Raw genomic sequence first — 10289 nt, forward strand, 5'->3', positions numbered from 1 at the left:
ATGCTCTTCAATAATAGGGCTATTAGCAATTACTAAAGGCACATTTGGGTAGATCTTAGAGGCTTGCTGGATCATAATCTTGGTTGCCACTGCTGAAGCAGCACCACAACTAAACCAGCAAACTATACGATGAACTTTCATGCTTTTTCTCCTTCAACTGGATAGAAAGACATCTTGCCGTTTTCATCGAAATGAACTGCAATGCTGATATCCTTATCATCGATAAGCGCTAGATCCATTCCTTTAAAAAGTATGGTTTTTAATTGTCTGGTTGCTTCGATCCAATATCTCGCTTGGTTGATCGCATCATCTAATGCATTGTGAGCTGTGCCTTTTTTTTCAAATTCAATCTGAGGCATAAATACACGGAAAGTTCTAAAGCACATTTCGTGATAAAATTTCCATGGTTTTTTCATTTGCAGTTTTTCAAGAATATTATTAGTCCATCGAATATCTGCGAGTGAGCCAGCGCTCCAAATCTCAGTACATTCATGCTTCATGAAAAGTCCAACAAGCATTCCCATCGCATAGCCAATATTGGTTGTTCCGCCAAAAGCAGCTTTATGAGCGTCCTCAGATTGTTCTTCCCACCATGCAATAGTGCTTTCAGAGATTGTGCAACCAAGGTCTAGGCATGATTGCTGATCAATCTTTTCGCTGATGCAGTCAACAATTCCCGTTTCATTAAATACAACTGCACCCATGCTTAAAATGACAGGGCATTCACCAACATCTAGAGTCTCAAAATCAAGCATTAATCTATTCATTATTTTTCTCCTTAAAACGGTAATTCAATAGCCCAGCTGATAAATGCATAGCCATCCGCATATAACAAATCACCTGTATTTGAGCAGTTAGGGCATTTAACTTTGCCTGACCATAAGTAGCCTTCGTTTTGGAGTTCTACTTGTATTTCCATATATTCCGAAAATTCGCATAGTGAACACGTCGTTGGAAATTTAATACTGAGGTTTTTTAAATTCTCATTTACTGGATGGCATTTAATGCACATGTCTTCTAATCGGTGGATATGACCGCAATGGCATTTGGTAATTGCTGCTGAGTGGGCGTTGTAGGTTATAAAAATTGCATACGTTCCGTGATTTTCATCACCGCCTTGCTGCTTGAAATAAAAACCATTTGAGATTGCTGATTTCTCAAATTCTTTGAGTGTTAACCCTTCAATATTGAGAGTTTTGCTAACAAAGTCTTCAATAGCTAATTCAACGTTATTCATTGTTTTTCATCCTGTTCAATAGCCAACATTGCTTCCTTGATCTTTTTATAATTCTCGGCAGAACAAGGACGGGTGAAGTTTTTAATTTGTGAAATAAACGATGGGGCACAATCTAACTTTTGAGTTAATAGAATGCCGCGTCCTGTACTCTGGCCTAGCCATCGAATTAATTCATTTACTTCGGCTTTTGTAGCTCGCTTATTACTTTTCTTTTCGGCCTTTTTAGCTTTATGGTTTTTGATGGATTTAGTCATCATTTCACGCAATTTTGATTGCGGGCTGATTGCCTGATTGTTGAAAGTCCAGTCATGACCACTTTCACCATGAGCGAGCATTTTGATTTCATTGCCTTGAGCTAACCAAGCTTCAACTTGATCGTTTAGGCTTTTTTTCAAAAACGAATTTAATGGGCAGATAAGCATTTAAAGGCCCTCCAAGCGACTGACAATGAAATAGGCAGCAAGTAAAACTGCTAGGATTATGAAACCTGATAAAAATTCTTTCATAGCATTGCTTCCCCAAAGCAGTACGTTATTGCAGATTCAAGGCTAGAAAAGCTTTGATCTGGTCGGCCTTCGATTTCGACGCACCAAAACATGCTTTCTAATTCAAGATAAATTTTGAATTTCCCTATAAAAATGTCGTCATCTACAAATTTAACTTTTGAAATTTCAGTAGAAATTCCTTTTTCATTCATTTCTAATTCGAACTTTAATTCGTCTAAAGTAATTTCAGTGTTTGAATGGTTTCTGAAGCACATATTTGCGGAATTAGGATTTGATAAATCAGCACCTTGTGCATCAAAGAAGTCATATAACAAACGACCATCTTCATAAGCGTAAAGATAAGGGCACGTATAGGGTTTTTGATCGCTTGAGTACCCAAGCTTGATAAATAATTCCCAAGCTTGAAGGAATTCAGCATGGTTATTTAATTGGATTTTAAAATTTCCTTTTTTAGGGGCATTAATCATCACTTATCTCCTTCATTCTTATTTTGGAATAGTGCTTGGTAAGCCATAGACTCGCTTACAGGGTTTAAGGTTGTTGTGCGATATTTCAGGCTTAGAAATGTGCCGGCAGAAAATGCTAGAAATAGGGCAATATTGAAAACAGCAACTTGGGATACTTTCATCGCGCTGCCCCTATGTATTGGTTACGGTAGGCAGTACGAACTTTTTTAAGAAGTTGATGCTTTTGACTTAAAGTGATGTCTTCACTTTCATAAGCAGCATCAATAAATGCTGTAGCTGTATTGCGAGCTTCTTCTAGCTGTTTGCCAGTGTGAGCGTCGCTAATGAGTTCAATAGCTGATTTGATTTGAGCAACCGAATCGGTATTGTTTTGGATGTTTTTTGGCATAAAGAAACCTCACAGGTGTTTGGATACCTGCGAGGTTACTTTTTAACTAGTCAGGTTGTCAATACCTGACAGGTTGCATTTTTACAATTTAATAGCTGCCCTTTATCTTTTGGCTAGGTGCGATATAAACTTTTATAGGTGAAATTTTGGTTATTTCATCAATATTTATACTTTCTCGCTCTCCAAAAATATCTTCTACTTCAACAAATCCGTCTTTATTAAATAATACTTCGCCGACGTAAACTTTTTTGTCTTTTGTAAAGAATAAGCAATCTTCGCCCTCAATAGGGTCTGCATTCTGCTCACAAATTAAAACCCATCCATTTTTAAAAGGTTTTCTTTGACCGTTGCCTATGACTAAAAAAGCCAATGGGTTTTTTAAATTTTCAGGATAATGAACAGAGTATGTTTCGGTTAAATTTGACGTGATTTCCAGATTCTCCCCCTTTCTTACTAATAGTCCGATAGATACTTTAATTATTCTATACTCATCTTTAAGAATATTTACAGGGGCTAACCCATTGTTTTGAGTATCGTCTTCGCTGGCTGCGACATTTAATGACGCTAACTCGCCAGAATCATTGAATAGATAATTTATGACGTTGTCATCTTGCAAGTGATCTAGCCAGCCTTCAGGGAGATTTAGGGCGGTAGTAATTCTGTTAGTCGTTTCTTGACCAAAGTTTTTTGGCTTTTTTTCACGTAGATATTGATTTAAAAGCCCGCGTTCCATGCCGATTAAGGAAGCTAAATTTTTACGTGAAATTCTTTTAGTAATTCTTAAGACATTAGAGCGTCTAATCTCAAAGATATTCAACATTTTTAAATCCTTGGCAATTTATATAAATATTTTCAACTAAAAAAACTTCAACTCAAACAACCTAGTAAGTTGTTTTTTTCTATAAAAAAGAACCTATAGCAACCTCATGGGTGTTTACAAAAGGCAACCTCACAGGTATCTTTTAGCAATGTTTAGAACCTGAGAATTTTAAAATGGCAAAAAATGAAACTGATTTTAGAAGTTTTGTGGATTCAATGAATTCTGAAGAGTTGCGTAAATATGCTGAGAAAGTAGGGACAACTGATAAATACATCATTAAAAAGCTCCGATTTCGGTATTCAATGCCAACTGTCAAATTAATTGAATCATTGGCATTAGCTAGCGAAGGAAAACTAAAAAAAGAAAATCTCTTGCTTTGGTTTGCTGGGTACACATTACCCGCATCGCTTGTTCAAAAACATGATTGAAATGGAGAATTTTAAACATGTATCTAACTTTAAGTGAACGTCGTGAACGTGCTGTGTTATCACTTGAGCAGGCTTTAAAAGCTGCTGTGTCAAATAGCAATGAATGCTTAATGGCTCAAATTGCAGAAAATAACGGATTCAATATCAATACTTTCCGTAACTCTATTAATCCGACAACCACAACCCATAAAGCAAATATTCACCACTTTGAAGCAATTCTTTCCGAGACCAAAGATGAGCGAATTATGGACAGTGTTTGCGCTATTCATGGAAATGCAGCTTGGTTTGAACTTCCTGAAAATACGGTGCTTGTTGATGCCAATTTCATGACAACCATCGGAATGCTTGCTCGTGAACAGGGTGACCTTTCTCAATCGGTCGCTCTGGCAATAGCAGATAAAGTAATTACTAACGATGAAGCTGCTGTAATTCAAAAAGACGTTTTAAATCTAATCCGTGTGGCAGTAAATCTGTATGCAATGGTTGAAGCATTTATGGAGAAAGACTAATGGCTCTAAGGTTTGATCAGGTTCGCGAAGCAGCCGAAGGTCGTTGGAAAGATTTAATTTTCCCAGCTTTTGCCATTCAGGTTCCAGCAAAGAAAAATCAACATGGTCCTTGTCCGATTTGTGGGGGCAAAGACCGTTTCAGATGTGACGACAAGCAAGGGAAGGGCACATGGATCTGCAACCAATGTAACGCGGGTGATGGTTTTGCGCTTATTGAAAAGTCTAGGAATATGGACTATTCAGCAGTACTTCAGGAAGTTGGAGCGGTTTTGGGGTTATCTGGTGACTCTAAAATAACTGAAGCCGATAAACAACGCTGGAAAGATAAAGCAGAAGCAGATCGCTTAAAGGCTGAACAAGAGGAGATTAAGGCTAACGAGACTGCTGCAAAGCGTGCTGAACGGGAATCGAAGTGGCGTAGTTTTGATCGTGATTGTCCTTATTTGGAACGTAAACAGGTCAAAAATTTTGGCTGTCGTATCAATGGAAACGGTCATTTGATTGTTCCACTTTTTGATATAAATGGGAAAATTTGGAACTTGCAAACAATTCATCCTGATGGCTTTAAACCATATTTGAATGGGGGCCGAATCAACCAATGTTTTTATATGTTAGGTCAAATTGTTGAACCTAAACAAATCGTTTGTATTGCCGAGGGTTACGCCACGGCTGCAAGCATTTATGAGGCGACAGGCTACACAACTATTGTTTCTTTCCAGTCAAGTAACGTGGACAAAGTAGGGATATCAATTCGCTCTAAGTATCCAGAAGTGCAAATTGTTTATTGTGCTGATGATGATAGTCACAGTAATCCTCCAGATGCAGGCTTAAAAGCTGCGAATAAAGCTGTGGCTGCCACAGGCGGGCTGGTGATTTTACCCGACTTTAGTACAGTTAACAGCAAAATGGGTCATGACGGTAATGAGGGGCAGCCGCAAGCATCATCTTCTTATCCATCCGATTTTAATGACTTACATGAGTTAGTGGGGCTAAGTGAAGTGCGCAGGCAGATCGAAGAGAAAATTAATTCTTCGGCCATTACTCCTGCTTCTCCCCGCACCCCTCCCGCTCAGGCAAGCCAAGATTTGGGGGCAATGTCCCAAAAAGGTGCAGAGGAGTGTGCTCAAGTTATTGATTATAAAGAAAATGATTTTCATCTTGAATTCGCACCGCCAATGAATGAGACGGCTAAAGAAAATGAGCCGTTATCTAAGGGCAAGGGAGAAATTATTGATTTTGAACGGCCCGAATTTTCATTAGAAAAGTGTCTAGGTCGATTTATGCTTGTTGAAGGTAAAACAGATATTTGGGATGACTACAAAAAGAAGGTTATCAAATCTTTAGCCTTTACAAAAATGGTTGGTAAATCAGTTGCCAATCGTTGGCAAGCACATCCCAAGAGAAAAATGATTGATGCTGATGCTTTAAAGAAGCAAATTGACGATCAAAATGCAAATGATGCAACAGATTTATTAAGTCGGTTTGTACACCTTGAGGGGACTTTAGAGTCTTGGGATACGGTTAACCGTGAGCGCATCAAGAATATTGCGATAAAAGAGGCGTATCCAAATCATTATGAGATTTGGGCTAAGTCACCTCATCGTAGAATGATTCGTCATGTTGATCTGGTTTTTGATCCGACTAATTCTACTAAAGAGCACCAGATAAATATTTTTACTGGTTTGGAGGTTAGGGCCATAGTTGATACTGATTTACCAGATCAACTTTTACCTCTCAAAGACGCATATGCAAAGTGTAAAAGCTTCATTCACTTACTTCGTCATTTATGTGGGGAGGAAAAAGAGGCCTATAACTGGTTATTACGTTGGCTAGCATACCCGTTGCAGCATAAGGGTGCAAAAATGGCTTCCTCTGTTTTAATGCACGGGAATATTCATGGTGCAGGTAAGTCTTTGTTTTTTGGTGGAGTAATGAGCAAAATTTATGGCTTATATCACGTCACACTAGATCAGCGTGATTTAGATAGCCAATACAGTGATTGGGCCAATAATGTTCTTTTTCTCTTATTTGAGGAAATATCAAACAATAAAACTAAGCATGGCATGATGGGTTTTATTAAGCATTTAATTACTGGAAGCACATTATCAATTCATCAAAAATTCTTGGCTTCAATGCGCCAAGCGAACCATATGAATTGTGTATTTCTGTCAAACCATACTCAACCGCTTCCGATCGAAGAAAATGATCGACGCTTTTTAGTACTATATCCTAAAAACAAAATGCCACCTGATTTACTGGCGCAAGTAGCCAAAGACTTGGATTCTAAAGAGGCAATTGAGTCATTTTATACTGCTCTTTTACAGATTGATTTAACAGGTTTTAGTGAACATACACAGCCACCAATGACAGAGGCAAAAAGGGATATTATTGAATATACAAAGGCGGGTTATGACACCTTTGTCACGCAGTGGATGTCAGGTGAAACTAGTTTTCCATATGTGAGCTGTACGTCCATGCAACTCTATGATGCTTATCAGAAGTGGTCTAAGCGGACAAATGAGCATGTCGTAAGCCAAAAGCGATTTATGGGTGAAGCAAAGAAATATGGTGTTGTTTCGTCTCCAGATCAAAAACACTGGCGTAAACCTAGAGGCGAAAGGGGGCAAACCAAGGTGATTATTGTAGGGGTTCCTCCAGAGGATGCGCCTTTACAGGATTGGTTGGGTGAGCAGATAGATAAATTTGACAAGGCATTCGATGGTGGTGATAATGTTCCAATGCCTCTATAAATATAAAAATCAAGGCCTTATGTGTACCATGTGTACCTTTATGTGTAGCATCTCAAACAATGGTACACGCCCGCAAGCCTTATATATCAATGCTTTTAAGCCTATGTGTACCATGTGTACCATTTGCGCGCGTGCGCGTATACGTAAATGTAATATCGGTAATGTTTTAGATTCTCTCAAGTCACTCCTTAAACCTCAGTTAAAAAAGCATTCTCACGTAAGAGAACTTTATATAAATGGTACACATGGTACACATTTAAGTGAAAGCTTTATATATAAAGGCTTTCCAGTGTTTACCTTTTCCAAAAATCATAAACAGATTGTACACATGGTACACACTGATAATAATAAGTGGTGATTTGAATGGAAAATTTAATACGGTTATTAAACCCTAAAACTGTTAATTATGAAGCAATTAGAGTTGATAATACTAAGCCATTGTATACAGCTCAGGATGTAATTTTAGCAATTAGCTATTCTCAATTGACCCGACTACAGGAGAATTTAATTCGATTGAAATGCTTAGGTGCAAATACTCCAGAAAATATTTTGGTATTTTCAGAGTTATTAGCATCAAAATTTGATCAGGAGTTTTGTGGGAAGGGGTTGCGAGTTGAATACCGCCTGCCAGTTGTTAAGACAGCTTTAATTGAGTTTTGCATGGTTTCTGGAGATTATCTGCCTTCAACACGTAACCGTGCAGTATTTTCAGGGTACTCACATATGACTGTTAAAAACATAATGAGTAAGCATATTGATGATAAGAAGGAGTTTTTTGACAATCAATATGAAATTGCTGAATCAAAAATTATGCATCAATTAAAAAAAGATACCTGATAGATTGCTTTTTTATTAAAAAGAACTTGACAGGTTTTACAGTTTTCATCTACATTTCACCATAATGAAGAATTGTAAGTTTTAAAGTTAATTCCTTGGAGGCCTAGGCCTCATTTCAAAGGGCTGTATGTTTCGGAAAGCATACAGCCCTCTTTTTTTGAGGATTATTTATGGGCCGAAAAGACCGAGATGAACACTGGAGACATCAAGAGGAGATGGCAGCCAAAGCCAATAAGGTTTTAGAGCGGGCAAGCAAGAAGGGCAGCAAAGAAAAGACTTGGCGTGGTGCCACAGCAGTATTTATTTCAAAGAATGAATTATGCAGTGATTGTTCCCGTCGCGGTTTTGTCTCTGTAGCGGATAAGGTGGCCCATATAACAGACCCGAAAACAGATCGGGTTTTATTTTGGGATCAAAGCAATTGGCAGCCACTGTGCCCATGCTGTTATGAACGCAAGATTGCTGATTGTCCCTTGGTTGTGCTGGAACCTATTTCGACCAAGGCTGATTTGTATTTAGTCGAGGATTGAAATGTCTGAAGAAGTGTTATTGCTGGGCGATCCAGTTGTATACCGCGATGACATCAATAACGGATTTGATGCGGTTGGTGTGGTGGTTCAAACAGGATCATGTTTTAAGGTGCTGTGGAATGGTGAACACCATCCACGCGTTCAAATCATCGGGCAGCTACGCCTTGCCGATCTGGATGAGGTTGAGGCAGGGCAAAGGTTTATCAAAGATAAAGAACATACATAACGTCCTATGGTAGCGAATAGGTAGTGTGTTGACAGCTCGGAAAGACGAGCAACCCATCTGACGAGCTTGTGAGATTCAAGCGAAACCATAAGGTCATGGGACAGCACGCCACAAGTCGAACTTAGATTCGAATGTGAGGACTGCCGAAGGGATGCGTGACGTACTTCGGACGGCATAGCACGATATTGGTCGAACGATTTTCTGTTGAATGAACCATAAAAGCCGCTAAGGGCAAACGTAACAGATGACAGCTCGGAAAGACGGCACAAAGCAATACCCAACAATACTGACTGAGCCAACCGATACTCTTTAGGGGTATCCCTTTCAGGATGCGGAGCAGTGGCTTTGTTTAAGCGTGAGCACAGCGGTGCGTTCAGGTGCTGAACTAAAAACACTGACAGCTCGGAAAGACGGCAATCTTATTTTTTTATACCAAGGTGAATGTATGCGATTACCTAAACTTGGTTCATCAAATCTGCCAACACTTAAAAGCAATCATGCAACCTTACCAAAACCTGAAAAGAATTATGGTAAAGGCCGTGGTGGTCGTTCATGGCGCAAACTTAAACAACAAGTGCATGAGCGTGATCAGTGGACTTGCTGCAACTGCCAATGTGTAACCATGGAGCTTGAATGTGACCACATCGTAAACACGGCTCAAGGTGGTACTGATGATCTGGATAACCTCCAGTCATTGTGCAAGCCATGCCATGACAAGAAATCATTAGCTGAAAGCAAGGCAGGTATGCGATGAATAAAATTAAAAATCAATTCCGACAGCTCTCAATTGAATTTCAATTAAGTGTTTTATCTATACACCATTTGCTTTGTTACGTGACTTACAGTTTTGATCAGATGTGTTATGTCGAGTCGGGCACAACTAAAGATCATGAGTTTGCTGCGGTTGTCGTCAATGCTGCATGGGATGCTTGGCTTGTCCAGCATCGTAAGCTTGAGTCTAAAGACAAGCTGCTAATCCAGCAGGGCCAAGCATACAACGAGCAAAGCCAAAAGGTTAAAGACTTGGAATACAAATTGGGATTGGATTTTAAGTTGGTTAATCCTGATGCTGTTTTAGTTTTAGCAAAGGTTGATTTCCGTAAGTTCTACAGTCATGAGCAGATGCGAAACGAGTTAGACCATCTATCTAAAGCTTTTAAGAAAGCAGGAAAGCAAGTCATTGTGTTTGATTCTGGTTATTCGTTGGAAGTGTTGAGTGACGAGCAGTTGAATGATATTGGTTTAAAGCGAACAACCGTGGAACATTTAGAAATTAATAAAAATGCACCTTAGTGGTGCATTTTTTACATGACGGGGGGTATCCAAAAATTATTTTTTGGGTCTTAGCGGACACCGCCCCCCTTTCTCATTTGTAAAAAATTTTCCTATTTTCAAAGAAGTAAATAAACTTTTTTAGAAAATAGATAAATTTCGATAAACCTTGCCAGAATTTTGCACTTAGGAGGTAAAAATGGCTTTAACTAAAAGAAAGAAAGCGTTTGCCCATGCAAGATTGCAGGGGAATAAAAAAGAACCCGCTGCTGTTTTGGCTGGCTATTCAGAACGCTCGGCAGCTGCTAAAGGCTGTCAA

The 10289-nt window shown here is 39.0% G+C and carries 15 protein-coding genes; 8 read left to right on the forward strand and 7 right to left on the reverse strand.

All coding sequences use genetic code 11. From position 1 onward, the window contains the following. Positions 1-137: 137 nt before the first annotated feature. The 7 genes from NL42_RS16155 to NL42_RS16185 form a co-directional block, all read right to left on the reverse strand. Positions 138-767, reverse strand: a complete 630-nt coding sequence (locus NL42_RS16155) for a 3'-5' exonuclease (RefSeq protein WP_461313507.1) — start codon at positions 765-767, stop codon at positions 138-140. An 11-nt stretch (positions 768-778) separates the two neighbouring features. Next, positions 779-1237, reverse strand: coding sequence for a hypothetical protein (locus NL42_RS16160; RefSeq protein ID WP_461313508.1), 459 nt, complete (start codon positions 1235-1237; stop codon positions 779-781). Further along, entirely contained in the window at positions 1234-1659 is a 426-nt protein-coding gene (locus tag NL42_RS16165) for a peroxidase (RefSeq protein ID WP_461313509.1), read from the reverse strand. The genes NL42_RS16160 and NL42_RS16165 overlap by 4 nt, the downstream gene beginning before the upstream one ends. Positions 1660-1739: 80 nt before the next feature. Beyond that, positions 1740-2210, reverse strand: a complete 471-nt coding sequence (locus tag NL42_RS16170; RefSeq protein WP_461313510.1) for a hypothetical protein — start codon at positions 2208-2210, stop codon at positions 1740-1742. Beyond that, positions 2210-2371 (reverse strand): hypothetical protein, encoded by a 162-nt coding sequence (locus NL42_RS16175; protein ID WP_461313511.1) that lies wholly within the window; start codon positions 2369-2371, stop codon positions 2210-2212. Before NL42_RS16175 ends, NL42_RS16170 begins: the two co-directional genes overlap by 1 nt. Beyond that, positions 2368-2598 carry a hypothetical protein gene (locus NL42_RS16180; RefSeq protein ID WP_461313512.1) on the reverse strand — a complete coding sequence of 77 codons (231 nt, stop codon included), beginning with the start codon at positions 2596-2598 and terminating at the stop codon, positions 2368-2370. Before NL42_RS16180 ends, NL42_RS16175 begins: the two co-directional genes overlap by 4 nt. 88 nt (positions 2599-2686) lie before the next feature. Continuing rightward, entirely contained in the window at positions 2687-3418 is a 732-nt protein-coding gene (locus NL42_RS16185; protein ID WP_461313513.1) for a hypothetical protein, read from the reverse strand. Between the two features lie 173 nt (positions 3419-3591). On the opposite strand from NL42_RS16185, the gene NL42_RS16190 reads away from it, so the two are divergent. The 8 genes from NL42_RS16190 to NL42_RS16225 all read left to right on the forward strand — a co-directional run bounded on the left by NL42_RS16190 (position 3592) and on the right by NL42_RS16225 (position 9991). Then, on the forward strand, positions 3592-3846 hold the full coding sequence (locus NL42_RS16190; RefSeq protein WP_461313514.1) for a hypothetical protein: 255 nt from the start codon (positions 3592-3594) through the stop codon (positions 3844-3846). Positions 3847-3863: 17 nt separating this feature from the next. Then, the gene (locus NL42_RS16195; RefSeq protein ID WP_461313515.1) at positions 3864-4355 is read left to right on the forward strand and encodes a phage regulatory CII family protein; all 492 of its coding nucleotides are present in this window, start codon (positions 3864-3866) and stop codon (positions 4353-4355) included. Further along, a complete protein-coding gene (locus NL42_RS16200; RefSeq protein ID WP_461313516.1) occupies positions 4355-7105 on the forward strand; it encodes a DUF5906 domain-containing protein in 2751 nt (916 codons plus the stop codon). The genes NL42_RS16195 and NL42_RS16200 overlap by 1 nt, the downstream gene beginning before the upstream one ends. Before the next feature lie 363 nt (positions 7106-7468). Then, complete coding sequence (locus NL42_RS16205) at positions 7469-7942, forward strand: hypothetical protein (RefSeq protein ID WP_461313517.1); 474 nt, start codon at positions 7469-7471, stop codon at positions 7940-7942. A 170-nt stretch (positions 7943-8112) separates the two neighbouring features. Further along, positions 8113-8472 (forward strand): hypothetical protein, encoded by a 360-nt coding sequence (locus NL42_RS16210; RefSeq protein ID WP_461313518.1) that lies wholly within the window; start codon positions 8113-8115, stop codon positions 8470-8472. A 1-nt stretch (position 8473) separates the two neighbouring features. After that, positions 8474-8698, forward strand: a complete 225-nt coding sequence (locus tag NL42_RS16215; RefSeq protein ID WP_461313519.1) for a phosphohistidine phosphatase — start codon at positions 8474-8476, stop codon at positions 8696-8698. Positions 8699-9143: 445 nt separating this feature from the next. Then, on the forward strand, positions 9144-9452 hold the full coding sequence (locus NL42_RS16220; protein ID WP_461313521.1) for an HNH endonuclease: 309 nt from the start codon (positions 9144-9146) through the stop codon (positions 9450-9452). Further along, the gene (locus NL42_RS16225; protein ID WP_461313520.1) at positions 9449-9991 is read left to right on the forward strand and encodes a hypothetical protein; all 543 of its coding nucleotides are present in this window, start codon (positions 9449-9451) and stop codon (positions 9989-9991) included. Before NL42_RS16220 ends, NL42_RS16225 begins: the two co-directional genes overlap by 4 nt. Positions 9992-10289: the final 298 nt, after the last annotated feature.

Source organism: Acinetobacter sp. GN11, assembly GCF_054823985.1.